The following is a 15,842-nucleotide window of genomic DNA, read 5'->3' on the forward strand; positions in this document are numbered from 1 at the left end:
TCGGGGTCCTCGGTTAGGGCGCTCGGTTCGGCCCCTCCGGACCGGGCTCAGTCCAGTCGCTTCTCGAAGAAGTGCTCTGCGTAGGGATCGTCGTGGTACGGGTCGATCTCCGCGTATCCATGGCGTGCGTAGAGGCGGCGGGCCTCCACCAGGTCGCTGCGGGTGTCCAGCCGCATCGTCGTCGCGCCCAGGCCGGCAGCGGCCTGCTCGGCGGCGGCCAGCATCCGGGAGCCGAGACCGTGCCGCCGGGCCTCCGGGCGCACCCAGACCCGCTTCAGCTCCGCGATCACGGGGGTCAGCAGCCGTACACCGGCGCAGGCAGCGGCAAGGGCGGCGGAGCCCCCGGAGTCCCGTTCCCTCGCTATCAGCAACACACCGCGCGGCGGCGTGATTTCGGCGGCGGACATGCCCGCCAGCTCCTCGTCGACTTCCTCGCGCGTCGCGGGGCGCCCGTAGTAGCGGCTCACGACCTCGTCGAGATACGCGCGGTGCAGGGCCACGGCGTCCTCGTCGCCGACCGCTTCGGGGTTGATCGTCCAGCTCATGCCGGACATCCTCCTCGCTGCGGCAGCCTGTCCTCATGCCCTTTTTCGCGTCCTCGTACGGGTGAGTTCACATCTCCTACGGCAGGGACTTCCACCGGAGTTCGGCCCCGCGTCGCGGCGCCTGCCCCGGTCCCGTGGCCGCCCCGTGCCCCTCGTAGCGAAAGCCCGTACACGGGCCTGTGAAGGGGCGCCTGCGACACTTGCACCGTGAACGACCGCTCCAGCACAACCGCTCTCACCGCGCCACACGGCCCGGACACCCTTCGCGCACGCGCCGAGATCGACCTCGACGCCGTGCGCGCCAACGTGCGTACGCTGCGGGCCCGCGCGCCCCGCGCGGAGTTGATGGCGGTGGTGAAGGCCGACGGATACGGACACGGCGCGGTGCCCTGCGCACGCGCCGCCCGCGAGGCAGGAGCGACCTGGCTGGGCACAGCCACGCCGCAGGAGGCGCTGGAGCTGCGTGCCGCCGGTGACGAGGGGCGCCTGATGAGCTGGCTGTGGACGCCGGGCGGCCCGTGGCAGGAGGCGATCGAGGCGGACGTCGACGTCTCGGCGAGCGCGCTGTGGGCGATCGAGGAGATCGTCGGAGCGGCCCGAAGCAGCGGACGTACGGCGAGAGTTCAGCTCAAGGCCGACACCGGGCTGGGCAGGGGCGGTTGTCAGCCCGCCGACTGGCCCGCCCTCGTGGCGGCGGCACGGTCCGCGGAGGCGGAGGGCGCGCTCAGGGTGACCGGCGTGTGGTCGCACTTCGCCCGCGCCGACGAGCCGGGTCACCCCGCGAACGCCGCCCAGCTCGAAGCGTTCCGCGAAGCGATCGCGCACGCCGAGCGCGCCGGACTCGACCCCGAGGTGCGGCACCTCGCCAACTCGCCCGCCACGCTGACCCTTTCCGAGTCCCACTTCGATCTCGTACGGCCGGGCGTCTCCGTCTACGGGCTGTCGCCGTCCCCGGACGTCGGGGTCGCGGCGGAGCTCGGCCTGCGCCCGGCGATGACGCTGAGCGCGTCGCTGGCGCTGGTCAAGGAGGTGCCGGCGGGGCACGGCGTCAGCTACGGCCATACGTACCGGACACCGGGGCCGACAACTCTCGGGCTTGTGCCGCTGGGCTACGCGGACGGTGTGCCGAGGCATGCCTCCGGTACGGCGCCGGTGCTGGCCGCGGGGAAGTGGCGCACGGTGGCGGGACGCGTGGCGATGGACCAGTTCGTGGTGGACCTCGGCGGCGACGCGGCCTCGGCGGGCGACGACGTCGTGCTCTTCGGGCCGGGCGACCGGGGCGAGCCGACCGCGGAGGACTGGGCGCGCGCCGCGGGCACCATCTCGTACGAGATCGTTACGCGTATCGGCGCCCGGGTATCACGAATCCATACGAACGCACGGGCGAATACGGGGGGTTGAGCCGATGGCAGCGGGGGCGGGCAAGGGGGCGTCTGCGATCACTTCGCCGGCCGGGCGGATCGCCGGGGCCGTGGCGGAGACCGCGGCGACTTCGGCGGAGGCGGCGACGAACGCCGCGGCCATGAGCGGTGCCGTCGACGCCGTAAGCGGTGGCGGTGGCGGTGGCGGAGGCGCCTGGGGCCGCCGTGCCGGGCTGGCCGGTGCCACCCTCGGACTGGTGGCGGCGGGCGTCGCGGTGGAGCGCCTTACGGTCAACCGGACGGTACGGCGCAAGGCCCGGCTCGCCCTGGACGCGACGGGGCCGTACGGCTCGCTGCGCGGGACCCCGGGGACGGCGTACGCGGATGACGGCACCGAGCTGTACTTCGAGACGGACGAGCCCGGTCAGTACGAGGGCGGGAACGGCGACGGCACGGGCGGTGCGGCGGCGGCAGCCGGTGACGGCGCCGGCGGTCCCACCGTGGAGCCCGTACGTATCGAGTCCGCGGAATCCCGGGGATCGAAGGACTCCAGGGAGTCCGCGAAAGCCGGAGAGTCCGGCGAGCAGCAGACAGAGGGCAGCGGCGACCGGGTCACGGGGGCGTCCGCCGACGCCTCGGACCCGCCGACCCCGCAGCGAAACCGCCTGCTGAGGCTGCTCGGACGGCGGCCGAACCGCGGCCGCAGACCGTCGGCGGCCAGGTCCGGGCTGCGTTCCGGAACCCGTTCCGGAACCCGTTCCAGGGGACGGCTCGGAGGAAGGGACCGGCAGGACGACGACGGCACTCGGCCGCCCACCGTCGTCTTCACCCACGGCTACTGCCTCAGCCAGGACGTCTGGCACTTCCAGCGCGCCGCCCTGCGCGGCGCGGCACGCGCCGTCTACTGGGACCAGCGCAGCCACGGGCGTTCCGGTCGTGCCACGGCCGGTGAGGCCGTGACCATCGACCGACTGGGCCGGGATCTCAAGGCCGTGCTCGACGCTGCCGTGCCCGAAGGGCCGATCGTGCTCGTAGGCCACTCCATGGGCGGCATGACGGTGATGGCCCTGGCCGACCAGTACCCGGACTTCGTCGCGGAGCGCGTCACGGGCGTCGCCCTCATCGACACCAGCGCGGGCGGTCTCGGCGAGGTGACATACGGGCTGCCGCTTCCTTCGCTGGGCGTCAAGGCGGTACGGCGGGCCGTGCCCGGAGTGCTCAGGGCGATGGTCGCGCAGAGCGCCCTGGTGGAACGCGGGCGCCGGGCGACGGCCGACCTTCTGGCCGGGCTGGTCAAGCGCTACTCCTTCGGGGACGTACGCAACGTCGACCCCGGGGTGGCGCGGTTCGCGGAGCGGCTGATCGAGGCGGTGCCGATCGACGTGGTCGCCGAGTTCTACCCGGCGTTCGAGGCCCATGAGAAGACGGCAGCGCTCGCCGCCTTCGACGGGCGCCCGGCGCTCGTACTGGCGGGGGAGCGCGACCTGCTCACGCCGTACGCGCACAGCGAGTCCATCGCCGCGGCGCTGCCTTCGGCCCGGCTGCTGATCCTGGAGCGGACCGGGCATCTGGCGATGCTGGAGCGTCCGCACGAGGTCAACGAGGCGCTGGCACAGCTCATCGCGCGCTCCCTCACGGGGGATTGAGCACGCGGCACGGGCGGCCGCTCCGCGCGTACCATCCGGACGCATGGAAGCACCACAGTCGTCGGCGGCGGCCGGACCGCTCGCCGTACAGCGCACCGCCCTCGTACCGACCGCCGAGCGCATGCAGGAGGTCGGGCGCCGCATCGCCGGTCTGCTCGGCCCCGGCGACCTCGTACTGCTCACCGGGGAACTGGGGGCGGGCAAGACCACGCTCGCCCGTGGCCTCGGGGCGGGGCTCGACGTGCGCGGCGACGTCACCTCGCCGACCTTCGTGATCGCACGGGTGCACCCGCCGCTCGGTGACGGGCCGCCGCTGGTGCACGTGGACGCGTACCGGCTGGGCGGGCGCGGCCTGGAGGAGATGGACGACCTGGACCTGGACGTCTCGCTGCCCGAGTCGGTGGTGGTCGTGGAGTGGGGCGAGGGAAGGGTCGAGGAGCTTTCGGAGGACCGGCTGCACGTGGTCATCGAGCGGGAGACGGGCGGAGCCGCCGACTCCGGCTCGGGGGAGGGCGCGGGCTACGGCACCGGGGCTCCCGACGACGTGCGGACCGTCACGCTGACCGGTGTCGGCGAGCGGTGGCGCGGGGTGGATCTCTCCGTGCTCGACTGACGTCGCTCCTGACGTTCCGCCAGGCAGAGGGGCTGCCGAACGCGTGCCGACAGGTTGTCGGCAAGATGTTGCACGCGCGGCGGCGGGCGTGGTCAGATGTGCGGGAGAGCGGGGTTAGGTCTGCCTCACTTGACCAGCCCGCCAGGAGCCACGGGAGGACCCATGCCCGCCGAAGACCGAGCGCGAGAGCCCGGCGCGCCGCCGACGGCTACGGGGGAGAGCGGCGTCTCGATGCGTGCGCTGCTCGCGTCGTGTGCGGCGGCGGACGCGGTCTCGACGCCGCCCTCGGACGCGGAGACCCTGGCGGACGGTGCCGACGGTGCCGACGGCCCGGGAGGCGCGGACGACCTGGACGGCGAACGCCCGGTGCACCACCACGGGCAGGACGCGGCCTGAGCGCGTCTTTCGTCAACAGCCCCTGTGCGTAAGGGATTACGGCGTCGAGGCGTGCGTCGACCCGTACGGCGCCGCAAGGGGGCCGGGCTGGTCCAGCCCCCGGGGATTTGGCCACGGGGGACTTTTCCGCGGGCTCTAGCGGACGACGACGACCTTCGTGCCGATGGTCGCGAACAGCCACATCGCCTCGCCGTCCGCCCGGCGCTCACGGATACCGCCGGTCTGCCCGCCGGGCTCGGCCTCCGGCAGCGACCCGTCCAGCGCGGAGCTGAACCCTATGGTCGTGCCCTGGTTGGTCGCGAAGCGCACCACGTTCTCCACGGGCACGCCGTCCGAGCCCGTCACATGCGGAGCGCGTGACTCGACCTTGTACGTGCCCGGCTGCGGGTCCACGGAGCTGGGAGCCACCCGGAAGGTGCGCTTGACCTCCTGGTCGCGGCCCATCAGCCAGACCCGGTCGCGGTCGAGGTCGTACACCACGCGCTCGCCGACTCCGGAGAACGCCGGGAGGTTGGTCTCCCTCTCCCGCTTCTCACGTTCGCGCGGTCCCTCGGAACCGCCCGTTCCGCCGCGTTCGTCGGACGAGCCCGCCTTCGCACGGTCCTGCGCCGCGCTCGCCTGGTAGGTGAAGAAACCGATGACCGCGAGCGCCGCCGCCGTAAGCCCGGCCACGACCGCTCCCGCGCTGCTGCCACGTGCCACCGTGCGCCGCCACCTCTCAGAGTCCGCGTTACGGCGTCGACGGTAGCAGCAGGTGACGGTGTACAGGCCGGGCTGCCGGGCACCTCCGGGCCTGCTCCAGGGGGCCGGTCCCAGGTCCGCTCCCGGACCCCTCGCGGCCCCGCTACGGAAGCAGCTCCTCCGCCGCCTCGCGCCCCTCCCCATCGCCGCTTCGGGCGTCGTCCGAAGCCGTCCGGGAGTCCCGACTGCCTTTCCACAGGCGCGAGTTGGAGATTATGTGGCCTCTGTGTTCGCATAAGGTGATGAGCGCGCACCGACCCCCGGCAAGTTCCACAGGTTGGACAAGTACGGCACCGAATCCTTACGAGGAACTGGCGTCGCCGGACGCGCCCCCGCTCGCTCCCGACAGACCCAGTCCGTACGACGCGCTCGCGGCCGGACCCGGCCGTCCGGACCCCGGCGCCGCCGCCCGCCCCGGCCCGGACGGTCTGCCCCCTGCCGGTTCCGGCCTCTACGGCAGTCCGTACGACGACTTCAGCGGCGACGCCCACGAGGTGTACGGGGAGGGGCCTCTCGGCTTCGCGCTGCGCCCGGACCCCGACGGCGGAGCCGACGACGACCCGCACGACGTCCCGGACCCCGTCGGCCGGGACGGGGCCGTCGACCGCATGCCGTATCTGCGGGCCGTGCGCCGCCGACGCGCCTCGCTCATCGGCAGGAGCGTCAAGACCGCGGTCGCGATCGTCGTCCTGCTCGCCTTCCTCTTCGTCGGCGACCGCTGGGCGGCCCTCTACGCGGAGAACAAGGCCGCCGAGAAGGTGCGCAGCGCTCTGAAGCTGCACGCCGAACCCGAGGTGCACATCCGGGGGTTCCCCTTCCTCACCCAGGTCGCGAGCGAGCGGCTCGACCACGTCGACATCGCGGTGCCCGACATGCCCGCGGGGCGGATATCCGTGGCGCAGGTGAGGGGTTCGGTCGACGACGTACGGATCGTGGGCGGCGCCCCCTCCGCCATCAAGGGCGCCGTGCTCGGCCGCATGAAGGGCCATGTGCTGCTCGACTTCGACGATCTCGACCGCGAACTCGGCACCTCCCAGGTCGACTTCACCGCCGGGGGCCGGAACTCCGTACTGGCGCACGGGGAGTTGCCGGTCGCGGGCAAGCGGGTCGAGGTGGGGGCGCGGGCCCAACTGCGGCGCACCGGCGACAACGGCGTGGGCACCACCGTCGACCGCATGCGGCTGAGGGTCCCCGGACTCTTCTCGTACACACCGGGGGACGACGGCGGTCTGCGGCTGGACCGCCCGGTCGCCCGGCGCATCCAGCGGGACGCGGCGGAGGCGAAGGCGCTCTTCCAAGTCGGCGCCGTGGCCGAGCGGTTCGGGCTCACGCCCGAGCGTGCCGCGCTGGTGCGCGGCAGCGAGACGGAACTGCGCCGTACGACGGGGTCTCCGCGCTTCGTCGACCGGCTGACGAGGATCAACATGCTGGACGTCCTGGTCGAGCACCCGTGGCTGCTGAAGCGGATCGGCGTCGATCCCGCCCTGATCGAGAGCCTGAAGAAGATCGAGGAGCCGAAGCTGGCGGAGAAGCTGTCGCTGTCGGTGCGGCTGCCGGAGCTTCCGGGGGACGTACGGCTGCGCGGGATCTCCGTGGAGAAGGACGGCATACGGGCCAGGCTCACGGGATCGGACATGCCCTTCGGGGGCGCGGGCCATATGACGCAGGGACCTGCGGGGCAGCGCTGAGGCAGAGGACGTCCGGCAAGGCGCCCGCACGCGAGGGACCGCGCCCGGCAGGGCCCGTGCGACGGCGCCCGCACCAGCGCCCGGCACCGGCTTCGGGCGCCAGCTCCGCCCACCGCTCCCGCCGCCCCGCTCCCGCCGAGCCCCCCCTCACGCGATCACCCGAAAGCGTCGCACCCCGGACCCCGGGACCTGCCGTCCTCATTCCGCCGTAGGCTGGCTACCGTGCTGCTGCTCGCTCTAGACACCGCCACCCCGGCCGTCACCGTCGCCCTGTACGAGACCGACGGCGACCGCCTCCTCGCGGCCTCCGACCAGACCGACGCCCGCCGCCACGGTGAGCTGCTGCTGCCGTCGGTCGACCGTGTGCTGCGCGAGGCCGGACGCCCCCTGCAAGAGGTCGACCGCGTGATCGTGGGCACGGGCCCCGGTCCGTACACCGGGCTGCGCGTCGGCCTCGTCACAGCGGAGACCTTCGGCGCCGCCCTCGGCATCCCGGTGCTGGGGCTGTGCACGCTCGACGGGATCGCGTACGCCTCCGGCCTGGAGTCCCCCTTCGTCGTGGCGACGGACGCCCGCCGCAAGGAGGTCTACTGGGCGCGGTACGCGGACGCCCGTACCCGCGTGGGCGACCCAGCCGTCGACCGCCCCGAGGAGCTGCCCGCCGAGGTCACCGCGCTGCCCGCGATCGGTGCGGGAGCCCGGCTCTACGAGGAGGTCTTCAAGGGCGCCTGGCAGGAGGGCGGGACCGGGGACCAAGGGGGCCCGGGCGCGGAGCCGCCGCTCGGCCAGTCGGCAGCCGCGCTCGCCTGCCTCGCGGCGGAGAAGCTGGCGAAGGGCGAGGAGTTCCCGCCGCCGCGGCCCCTGTATCTGCGCCGCCCGGACGCCCGCGTCCCCGCCAACTACAAGGTGGTCACGCCGAAGTGACCCGTACCGCCGCGGAGGGAGCCCACCGAGCCGGCGCCGAGGTGGTGCTGCGCGAGATGCGCTGGTGGGACGTGGAGCCGGTGCTCGGCCTGGAGCGGGTCCTCTTCCCCGAGGACGCCTGGTCGGCCGGGCTGTTCTGGTCCGAGCTGGCACACGCACGCGGTCCCGGCGCGACCCGCCGCTATCTGGTCGCCGAGGCCCCGGGCGACGGCGGCGGCCAGTCGCTCGTCGGGTACGGCGGCCTCGCGGCCGTCGGCGGCACCGGGGACATCCAGACCATCGGCGTGCTGCCGTCCTGGCGCCGCGCCGGCCTCGGCGCCCGCCTGCTCGGCGAACTCCTCGCCACCGCCGCGGAGTTCGGCTGCCACGAGGTGATGCTGGAGGTGCGCGTCGACAACGCGCCCGCGCAACGTCTCTACGAGCGCTTCGGCTTCACCAGGATCGGCATGCGGCGCGGCTACTACCAGCCGGGCAACGTCGACGCCCTCGTCATGCGGCTGGAGAACCCGGCCGCCGCGCGCACACCCTCGCCCCCCGGCCCAGCAAACCCACCGGACTCCGTGAATTCCTCGGACTCCTCGCCAACCTCGACGAACCCTCCCCAAGGAACGAAGACCCATGGCTGACGAACCCCTCGTCCTCGGCATCGAGACCTCTTGCGACGAGACCGGCGTCGGCATCGTCCGCGGCCACACGCTGCTCGCCGACGCCGTCGCCTCCAGCGTGGACGAGCACGCACGCTTCGGCGGTGTCGTGCCCGAGGTCGCCAGCCGCGCCCATCTCGAAGCCATGGTCCCCACCATCGAGCGTGCGCTGCGCGACGCCGGCGTCTCCGCCACCGATCTCGACGCCGTCGCCGTCACCGCCGGACCCGGCCTCGCGGGGGCCCTGCTGGTCGGCGTCAGCGCCGCGAAGGCGTATGCGTACGCGCTCGGCAAGCCCCTCTACGGCGTCAACCACCTCGCGTCCCACATCTGCGTCGACCAGCTCGAACACGGCGCCCTGCCCGAACCGACCATGGCCCTGCTCGTCTCCGGCGGACACTCCTCACTGCTGCTCGCGCCCGATATCACCGCCGACGTACGCCCGTTGGGCTCGACGATCGACGACGCCGCGGGCGAGGCGTTCGACAAGGTGGCCCGAGTGCTCGGCCTCGGCTTCCCGGGCGGGCCCGTCATCGACCGCTACGCACGTGAGGGCGACCCGGACGCGATCGCCTTCCCGCGCGGGCTGACGGGACCGCGGGACGCTCCGTACGACTTCTCCTTCTCGGGCCTGAAGACCGCCGTCGCCCGCTGGATCGAGGCCAAGCGCAACGCGGGCGAGGAGGTGCCCGTACGGGATGTGAGCGCGTCCTTCCAGGAGGCGGTCACCGATGTGCTGACGCGCAAGGCCGTACGGGCCTGTAGGGACCAGGGCGTCGGCCACCTGATGATCGGCGGCGGTGTGGCCGCCAACTCGCGGCTGCGCGCCATGGCCGAGGAGCGCTGCGCCGACGCGGGCATCGAACTGCGCGTGCCCCGGCCGAAGTTGTGCACCGACAACGGCGCGATGGTCGCGGCCCTCGGCGCCGAGATGGTCGCACGCCGCCGCACCGTGTCCGACTGGGACCTGCCCGCGGACTCCTCGCTTCCCGTCACCGAGCCGCATCTGCCGGGCACTTCGGACCAGCACCCGCACGGCCACTCGCACTCGCACTCGCACGATCATGTGCACGAACTGAGCCGGGAGAACCTCTACTCGTGAGCGCCTCATGACCGTCGCCCTGATGTGGGAGGCCAAGGCGGCCGCGGGCCGCGGCGAAGAACTGCTCTCCTGGGCCCGCGCCCGGCAGCTCGACGGGCCGCCGCAGCGCCGCGAGACCTACGCCGCCCCCGGCGACCGCGTGCTGGTCATCACCTGGTGGGCCGCGGGCCTCTCCGACGAGCTTCCCGAACTCCCGGACCCGCCCGAGGAGTTGACCGCCCGTCCCGTGCACCGCTGGCGCTTCGAGCAGGTCTGAGCGCACGTCGGGCCGAGCGTACGGCACTCCCGGCCCGCTATGCCTCCGACCGGCCCCCGGCAGCCCCCTCCCGTGCCAGCGGCTGCCCCAGCAGCACCGTCGGCGCGCCGGCGACCCTCGTGAGGAACAGCGTGCAGACGCCCGTCCCCTGGAGCTTCAGCTTCTTGCGCAGCTCCTCCGGTTCCACGGCCGAGCCGCGCTTCTTGACGGTCACCACGCCGACACCTCGCTCACGCAGCAGCGCCCGCAGCCGCTTGAGCTGGAAGGGCAGCACATCGGTGATCTCGTAACCCGTCGCATACGGCGTGGACTTGGCCTCGTCGCACGTCACATAGGCGATCGACGGGTCGACGAGCCTGCCGCCCAGCTCCTGCGCCACCTCTGCGACGAGATGCGCGCGTACGACCGCACCGTCCGGCTCGTAGAGAAATCGGCCCACCGGTCCGGCGGGCGGATCGGGCAGTCCACGCGACGCGAGTGAATGCCCGCCCGGCAGCAGCGTCGCTCGTACGAGTGAACTCTGCGCGCCGTCCCCGGAGTTGGCCCCTGGAGCCGGCGACCGGCCCGCGCCGCGACGCGTCGTCCCACGTCCCGAACCAGAGCACGGCCTCCTTCACATCGCCCGAGTCCGAGATCCACTCCGCCTCGGCGTCGTACGGGACGGCCTCGTGCGGAATGCCGGGCGCCACCTTCAGCGCCGCGTGCGAGACCCGCCGTGCCGCCTCGACCGCCCACGAAAGCGGCGGCGAATAGCTCTCCGGATCGAAGATCCGCCCTCGGCCGCCCCGGCGCGCGGGGTCCACGAACAGGGCGTCGCAGTCGGAGACATCGGCGTCGCGCACGTCCTGGCAGCGGACCTCGACGCGGTCGCCGACACCGAGCGCCGCCGCGTTCGCCCGTACGACGTCGCACGTCAACGGGTCGCTGTCGACGGCCAGTACATCGACACCCGCCCGCGCCAGCGCGATCGCGTCGCCGCCGACACCGCAGCACAGATCGGCCAGCCTCGGCACGCCGAGCGCGGAGAAGCGCCCCGCCCGGTACGCGGCGACACTCGCCCTCGTCGACTGCTCCAGGCCGTTCGGCGTGAAGTACATCCGCGCCGCGTCCTCTTCGCCGAACTTCGCCGCCGCGCGCTGCCGCAGCCGGGCCTGTGCGAGGGCCGCCGAGACCAGCTCCGGCGCATGGGTACGGCGCAGCCGCGTCGCCACCGCCAGCTCGCGGTCCGGTTCGTAGCCTTCCAACGACCCCAGCAGCGCCTGTCCTTCGTCGCCGAGCAGAGCGGCGAACGCCTCACGGTCCACGCGGTCATTCTCCCGTCCGGCCAGGGCCTCGGGGCCGCGGGGGCGGGAGGCGCGGCTCGCAGCGTCTGGCACTCTGGTTGACGGAGTGCTAACCGCGGCATAATGTCGACCCTGGCACTCTCCCATGGCGAGTGCCAAACGACAGCGACGGGGAGATCCGGCACCCGCGACGACGGATCTACCAGGTCGCCACCCCAGACATAAGACCCCGTTATGAGATCTCCGAAGGGGGAGGTCGGATCGTGACGACCGCCAGCAAGGTTGCCATCAAGCCGCTTGAGGACCGCATCGTGGTCCAGCCGCTCGACGCCGAGGAGACCACGGCCTCGGGCCTGGTCATTCCTGACACCGCCAAGGAGAAGCCCCAGGAGGGCACTGTCCTGGCCGTCGGACCCGGCCGCTTCGAGAACGGCGACCGTCTGCCGCTCGACGTGAACGTCGGCGACATCGTGCTGTACAGCAAGTACGGCGGCACCGAGGTGAAGTACAGCGGCGAGGAGTACCTCGTCCTCTCGGCTCGCGACGTTCTCGCGATCGTCGAGAAGTAAGTCACCGAAGCCGGAAGACACTTCTGATCCGCGCCCCGGTCCCTCCCGCATCACTTACGAGATGTACCGGGGCCGGGGCGCGGTTCGTTTTGAGAGGACTCGAAAGCTCCCATGGCGAAGATCCTGAAGTTCGACGAGGACGCCCGCCGCGCCCTCGAGCGCGGCGTCGACAAGCTGGCCGACACCGTGAAGGTGACCATCGGCCCCAAGGGCCGCAACGTCGTCATCGACAAGAAGTTCGGCGCACCCACCATCACCAACGACGGCGTGACCATCGCCCGTGAGGTCGAGGTCGAGGACCCCTACGAGAACCTCGGCGCGCAGCTCGTGAAGGAGGTGGCGACCAAGACCAACGACATCGCGGGTGACGGCACCACCACCGCCACCGTGCTCGCCCAGGCGCTGGTCCGCGAGGGCCTGCGCAATGTGGCGGCCGGCGCCTCGCCCGCCGCCCTGAAGAAGGGCATCGACGCCGCCGTGAAGGCCGTCTCCGACGACCTGATCGCCAACGCCCGGCCGATCGACTCCAAGGAGGACATCGCCTCCGTCGCCGGTCTGTCCGCACAGGACAAGCAGGTCGGCGAGCTGATCGCCGAGGCGATGGACAAGGTCGGCAAGGACGGCGTCATCACCGTCGAGGAGTCCCAGACCTTCGGCCTGGAGCTCGACTTCACCGAGGGCATGGCCTTCGACAAGGGCTACCTGTCGCCGTACATGGTCAGCGACCAGGAGCGTATGGAGGCCGTACTCGACGACCCGTACATCCTGATCCACCAGGGCAAGATCAGCTCCATCCAGGACCTGCTGCCGCTGCTGGAGAAGATCATGCAGGCCGGCGGGTCCAAGCCGCTGCTGATCATCGCCGAGGACGTCGAGGGCGAGGCGCTGTCCACCCTCGTGGTCAACAAGATCCGCGGCACCTTCAACGCCGTCGCGGTGAAGGCCCCCGGCTTCGGCGACCGCCGCAAGGCGATGCTCGGCGACATGGCGACGCTCACCGGCGCCACCGTCATCGCCGAGGAGGTCGGCCTCAAGCTCGACCAGGCCGGTCTGGACGTGCTCGGCACGGCCCGCCGCGTCACCGTCACCAAGGACGACACGACGATCGTCGACGGTGCCGGCAAGCGTGAGGACGTCGAGGCCCGCGTCGCCCAGATCAAGGGCGAGATCGAGGCCACCGACTCCGACTGGGACCGCGAGAAGCTCCAGGAGCGTCTGGCCAAGCTGGCCGGCGGCGTCTGCGTCATCCGCGTCGGCGCCGCGACGGAGGTCGAACTCAAGGAGAAGAAGCACCGCCTTGAGGACGCGATCTCCGCGACCCGCGCGGCCGTGGAGGAGGGCATCGTCGCCGGCGGCGGCGCCAGCCTCGTGCACTCCGCGAAGGTCCTGGAGGGCTCGCTCGGCAAGACCGACGACGAGGCCACCGGTGTCGCCGTCGTGCGCCGCGCGGTCGTCGAGCCGCTGCGCTGGATCGCCGAGAACGCCGGCCTCGAGGGCTACGTCATCACCTCGAAGGTCGCCGAACTCGACCGGAACCAGGGCTTCAACGCCGCCACCGGCGACTACGGCGACCTGATCAAGGCCGGTGTCATCGACCCGGTCAAGGTCACCCGCTCCGCGCTGGAGAACGCGGCGTCGATCGCCTCGCTGCTCCTCACGACCGAGACCCTGGTCGTCGAGAAGCCGGAGGAGGAAGAGCCGGCGGCAGCGGGCCACGGACACGGCCACGCGCACTGACGCGGGCACGCCCAGCCGGACGAACCAGCCGTACGAAACCGAGGCCCGGCACCCCGAGCGGGGGCCGGGCCTCGGCCGTGCGTCGTTCTTCGTGAACTGTCCCCGCTCCAGGGTCGGTCGGGCCGGTTCACCCGGGTCCGGTCAGCGCGGCCCGTACCGGCGCCCCGTCTTCGTCGACGCCCTCGCCAGCAGCTCACGCGGCAGCAGCCGCGACGCCCCCATGAGTGCCTTGTAGCGCGCGTCCGGGATCGACAGGGTCTTACCGCGCGCCAGATCCTTCACCGCCGCGCCGACGACCGCGTCCGCGTCCAGCCACATCCACCCCGGCACGCTCTCCGCGTCCATCCCGGCACGCTGGTGGAACTCCGTACGTACGAACCCGGGGCACAGCGCCATCAGCCGCACCCCCGACCCCGCCAGGTCCTTCGCCGCGCCCTGCGTGAACTGCACGACCCACGCCTTGCTCGCCCCGTAGGTACCGCGCGGCACGAACGCCGCAACCGAAGCGACGTTGACGACGCCGCCGCGCCCGCGCTCCCGCATGCTCGCCACCGCCGCCGAGGTGAGCCGTAGCACCGCCTCGCAGTGGACCTTGAGCATCGTCAACTCGTCCTCGACCGGGACTTGAAGAAACTTGCCCTTGTTGCCGAACCCCGCGTTGTTGATCAGTAGATCCACGGGGTGGTCCCCGTCCCCCAGCCGCTCCTCGACCGCGGAGATGCCCTCGTCGGTGGCGAGGTCCGCCACCAGCACGGACGCCTCGACGCCGTGCCGGTCGTGCAGCCGGGTGGCCTCCTCCCACAGGCGTTCCTCGTTACGGGCGACCAGTACGAGGTGGTGCCCGTCCCGCGCGAGCCGCCGGGCGAAGGCGGCTCCGAGACCGGCGGTGGCTCCTGTGATCAGCGCTGTCGTCATGGGGGCACGCTATCGGCGGCTCAACTCTCCGTACGCCGCAGGGCTTTGCGGCGGGCCTCCGCGTGCAGCGCGTCCCCCGCGGCGAGCACTCGCGGCAGCAGCTCCGGCTCCAGGGTCAGCGCACGGAAGAGGAAGCTCACCGTCACCTCGTGGTCCGGCCGGTGCACGACGTTGATCTCGTCCCCGCCCCGCACCGCTCCCGGCTCGACGACCCGCAGATACGCACCGGGCAGCGCCCGGTCGGTGAAGCGCTTGACCCAGCCACGCTCGTCGAGCCAGCCCGCGAACGTACGGCAGGGAATGCGCGCCGCGGCCACCTCCAGCACGACGCGGCTCCCGACGAGCCAGCGCTCGCCGATGCGGGCACCGTTCACATCCACGCCCCGGGTGGTGAGGTTCTCCCCGAAGCAGCCGTTGGACAGTTCCCGCCCGAGTTCGGCGGCCCAGCCGTCGAGGTCCTCGCGGGCGTAGGCGTAGACGGCCTGGTCGTCCCCGCCGTGATGGCGCATGTCGCCGATGATGTCCTCCGCGAGCCCGCTCCCGCCCGTGCCCTTCGCGCCGGGCGCGGCCACCTCGACGGGCCCGGAGGCGGGACGCTTGTCGATGCCGGTCAGATTGCCTGGGGCGTCGGTGAACTCGGGAGCGCGCAGCGGCTTGGCGAGGTTGACGGACAGAAGGTTCATGGCCGTCAGGCTAAGCGGGTGAACCTCCGCGGACGACCGGTTTCCAGACCGCCCGATCACGACGCGACCCGCGGGGCAGCGCCCGACGCGAGGGAGATCCGAGGCGGCGGCGGAGGTGCGGGGGAGAGAGACCGGGGAGAGGGGGGGCCGGGAACGGGCACAACAGCAGATCCCCACGTGAAAACGTTTCTTCTCAGCTCTGTCCATCGGGCACGGCGACGAGTCTGCTACGTGCCCGCCCCATCAGCTCCTCGCGCTCGTCCTCCGTCAGACCGCCCCACACCCCATACGGTTCACGCACCGCCAGAGCGTGCGCCGCGCACTCCGAGCGGACGGGGCAGCGCATGCAGACTTCCTTGGCCGACGCCTCGCGGGCGCTGCGGGCCGCGCCGCGCTCGCCCTCGGGGTGGAAGAAGAGCGAGCTGTCGACTCCGCGGCAGGCGGCGAGGAGCTGCCAGTCCCATAGATCGGCGTTGGGGCCCGGGAGGCGGGAGAAGTCTGCCATTGCGTGTCCTCTCGTCGGCGTACGTCGGCGTACTTGAGGCTCGCTCTCGCTCCATCCATTTATAGACAAATATGACTCATTGCGAACCTAGTCGAAAGAAAGCGAGAAGCAGCACTAAGTCTGCTAAATAGTGCAAAAGGTAAAAGACGCCACTCGGGGAACCCCTTCAGCGCGACGCGGGCTGATCCGTGTACGTGCGATCACGTAGAGTGCTGATGGCGGTGTTAGAACCCG

General features: G+C 72.1%; 16 protein-coding genes and 1 pseudogene. 11 read left to right on the top strand and 6 right to left on the bottom strand.

Annotation, left to right across the window (positions count from 1 at the left end):
- Nucleotides 1-47: 47 nt before the first annotated feature.
- A complete protein-coding gene (locus tag MMA15_RS17445; protein WP_241060889.1) occupies nucleotides 48-545 on the bottom strand; it encodes a GNAT family N-acetyltransferase in 498 nt (165 codons plus the stop codon).
- 207 nt (nucleotides 546-752) lie between these two features.
- Here MMA15_RS17445 and alr point away from each other — a divergent pair, with 207 nt between their 5' ends.
- From alr to MMA15_RS17465, 4 genes are all read left to right on the top strand, one after another.
- Nucleotides 753-1,946, top strand: a complete 1,194-nt coding sequence (alr, locus tag MMA15_RS17450) for an alanine racemase (RefSeq protein WP_241060890.1) — start codon at nucleotides 753-755, stop codon at nucleotides 1,944-1,946.
- A gap of 121 nt (nucleotides 1,947-2,067) precedes the next feature.
- A complete protein-coding gene (locus MMA15_RS17455; protein WP_241063255.1) occupies nucleotides 2,068-3,552 on the top strand; it encodes an alpha/beta fold hydrolase in 1,485 nt (494 codons plus the stop codon).
- 43 nt (nucleotides 3,553-3,595) lie between these two features.
- Nucleotides 3,596-4,165: a tRNA (adenosine(37)-N6)-threonylcarbamoyltransferase complex ATPase subunit type 1 TsaE gene (tsaE, locus tag MMA15_RS17460; protein ID WP_241060892.1), complete on the top strand. Its 570-nt coding sequence runs from the start codon at nucleotides 3,596-3,598 to the stop codon at nucleotides 4,163-4,165.
- Between the two features lie 162 nt (nucleotides 4,166-4,327).
- Complete coding sequence (locus tag MMA15_RS17465) at nucleotides 4,328-4,561, top strand: hypothetical protein (RefSeq protein ID WP_241060894.1); 234 nt, start codon at nucleotides 4,328-4,330, stop codon at nucleotides 4,559-4,561.
- 135 nt (nucleotides 4,562-4,696) lie between these two features.
- On the opposite strand, the gene MMA15_RS17470 is transcribed toward MMA15_RS17465, so the two are convergent.
- Entirely contained in the window at nucleotides 4,697-5,263 is a 567-nt protein-coding gene (locus MMA15_RS17470) for a hypothetical protein (protein WP_241060896.1), read from the bottom strand.
- A 281-nt stretch (nucleotides 5,264-5,544) separates the two neighbouring features.
- Here MMA15_RS17470 and MMA15_RS17475 point away from each other — a divergent pair, with 281 nt between their 5' ends.
- From MMA15_RS17475 to MMA15_RS17495, 5 genes are all read left to right on the top strand, one after another.
- A complete protein-coding gene (locus tag MMA15_RS17475) occupies nucleotides 5,545-6,990 on the top strand; it encodes an LmeA family phospholipid-binding protein (RefSeq protein ID WP_241060897.1) in 1,446 nt (481 codons plus the stop codon).
- A 222-nt stretch (nucleotides 6,991-7,212) separates the two neighbouring features.
- Entirely contained in the window at nucleotides 7,213-7,914 is a 702-nt protein-coding gene (gene tsaB / locus MMA15_RS17480) for a tRNA (adenosine(37)-N6)-threonylcarbamoyltransferase complex dimerization subunit type 1 TsaB (RefSeq protein WP_241060898.1), read from the top strand.
- Nucleotides 7,915-7,970: 56 nt separating this feature from the next.
- The gene (rimI, locus tag MMA15_RS17485; protein WP_241063256.1) at nucleotides 7,971-8,540 is read left to right on the top strand and encodes a ribosomal protein S18-alanine N-acetyltransferase; all 570 of its coding nucleotides are present in this window, start codon (nucleotides 7,971-7,973) and stop codon (nucleotides 8,538-8,540) included.
- Entirely contained in the window at nucleotides 8,533-9,660 is a 1,128-nt protein-coding gene (gene tsaD, locus MMA15_RS17490; RefSeq protein WP_241060899.1) for a tRNA (adenosine(37)-N6)-threonylcarbamoyltransferase complex transferase subunit TsaD, read from the top strand. Before rimI ends, tsaD begins: the two co-directional genes overlap by 8 nt.
- A gap of 7 nt (nucleotides 9,661-9,667) precedes the next feature.
- Nucleotides 9,668-9,916 carry a hypothetical protein gene (locus tag MMA15_RS17495; protein ID WP_241060900.1) on the top strand — a complete coding sequence of 83 codons (249 nt, stop codon included), beginning with the start codon at nucleotides 9,668-9,670 and terminating at the stop codon, nucleotides 9,914-9,916.
- A gap of 37 nt (nucleotides 9,917-9,953) precedes the next feature.
- Here the strand turns inward: MMA15_RS17495 and MMA15_RS17500 are convergent.
- Nucleotides 9,954-11,220 (bottom strand): annotated as a pseudogene (locus MMA15_RS17500) (class I SAM-dependent methyltransferase).
- Between the two features lie 239 nt (nucleotides 11,221-11,459).
- Here MMA15_RS17500 and groES point away from each other — a divergent pair.
- Both groES and groL read left to right on the top strand, forming a co-directional pair.
- On the top strand, nucleotides 11,460-11,768 hold the full coding sequence (gene groES / locus MMA15_RS17505) for a co-chaperone GroES (RefSeq protein WP_028431119.1): 309 nt from the start codon (nucleotides 11,460-11,462) through the stop codon (nucleotides 11,766-11,768).
- Between the two features lie 111 nt (nucleotides 11,769-11,879).
- Entirely contained in the window at nucleotides 11,880-13,505 is a 1,626-nt protein-coding gene (gene groL, locus MMA15_RS17510) for a chaperonin GroEL (protein ID WP_241060902.1), read from the top strand.
- 141 nt (nucleotides 13,506-13,646) lie between these two features.
- Here the strand turns inward: groL and MMA15_RS17515 are convergent, their stop codons facing one another.
- From MMA15_RS17515 to MMA15_RS17525, 3 genes are all read right to left on the bottom strand, one after another.
- Nucleotides 13,647-14,420 (bottom strand): SDR family NAD(P)-dependent oxidoreductase, encoded by a 774-nt coding sequence (locus MMA15_RS17515; RefSeq protein WP_241060903.1) that lies wholly within the window; start codon nucleotides 14,418-14,420, stop codon nucleotides 13,647-13,649.
- A gap of 20 nt (nucleotides 14,421-14,440) precedes the next feature.
- Nucleotides 14,441-15,103 carry an MOSC domain-containing protein gene (locus tag MMA15_RS17520; RefSeq protein ID WP_241060904.1) on the bottom strand — a complete coding sequence of 221 codons (663 nt, stop codon included), beginning with the start codon at nucleotides 15,101-15,103 and terminating at the stop codon, nucleotides 14,441-14,443.
- A 193-nt stretch (nucleotides 15,104-15,296) separates the two neighbouring features.
- Complete coding sequence (locus MMA15_RS17525; protein WP_070016534.1) at nucleotides 15,297-15,608, bottom strand: WhiB family transcriptional regulator; 312 nt, start codon at nucleotides 15,606-15,608, stop codon at nucleotides 15,297-15,299.
- Nucleotides 15,609-15,842 lie beyond the last annotated feature (234 nt).

The organism is Streptomyces marispadix (assembly GCF_022524345.1).
Lineage (GTDB): Bacteria > Actinomycetota > Actinomycetes > Streptomycetales > Streptomycetaceae > Streptomyces > Streptomyces marispadix.

What these genes read in the sequence shown, in the direction of transcription:
- MMA15_RS17465 (WP_241060894.1), top strand. Translation starts at nt 4,328, where the DNA reads ATGCCCGCCGAAGACCGAGCGCGAGAGCCCGGCGCGCCGCCGACGGCT.
- MMA15_RS17515 (WP_241060903.1), bottom strand. Translation starts at nt 14,420, where the DNA reads ATGACGACAGCGCTGATCACAGGAGCCACCGCCGGTCTCGGAGCCGCC.
- tsaD (WP_241060899.1), top strand. Translation starts at nt 8,533, where the DNA reads ATGGCTGACGAACCCCTCGTCCTCGGCATCGAGACCTCTTGCGACGAG.
- MMA15_RS17520 (WP_241060904.1), bottom strand. Translation starts at nt 15,103, where the DNA reads ATGAACCTTCTGTCCGTCAACCTCGCCAAGCCGCTGCGCGCTCCCGAG.
- MMA15_RS17475 (WP_241060897.1), top strand. Translation starts at nt 5,545, where the DNA reads ATGAGCGCGCACCGACCCCCGGCAAGTTCCACAGGTTGGACAAGTACG.
- MMA15_RS17525 (WP_070016534.1), bottom strand. Translation starts at nt 15,608, where the DNA reads ATGGCAGACTTCTCCCGCCTCCCGGGCCCCAACGCCGATCTATGGGAC.
- groL (WP_241060902.1), top strand. Translation starts at nt 11,880, where the DNA reads ATGGCGAAGATCCTGAAGTTCGACGAGGACGCCCGCCGCGCCCTCGAG.
- rimI (WP_241063256.1), top strand. Translation starts at nt 7,971, where the DNA reads ATGCGCTGGTGGGACGTGGAGCCGGTGCTCGGCCTGGAGCGGGTCCTC.
- MMA15_RS17455 (WP_241063255.1), top strand. Translation starts at nt 2,068, where the DNA reads ATGAGCGGTGCCGTCGACGCCGTAAGCGGTGGCGGTGGCGGTGGCGGA.
- tsaE (WP_241060892.1), top strand. Translation starts at nt 3,596, where the DNA reads ATGGAAGCACCACAGTCGTCGGCGGCGGCCGGACCGCTCGCCGTACAG.
- MMA15_RS17445 (WP_241060889.1), bottom strand. Translation starts at nt 545, where the DNA reads ATGAGCTGGACGATCAACCCCGAAGCGGTCGGCGACGAGGACGCCGTG.
- MMA15_RS17495 (WP_241060900.1), top strand. Translation starts at nt 9,668, where the DNA reads ATGACCGTCGCCCTGATGTGGGAGGCCAAGGCGGCCGCGGGCCGCGGC.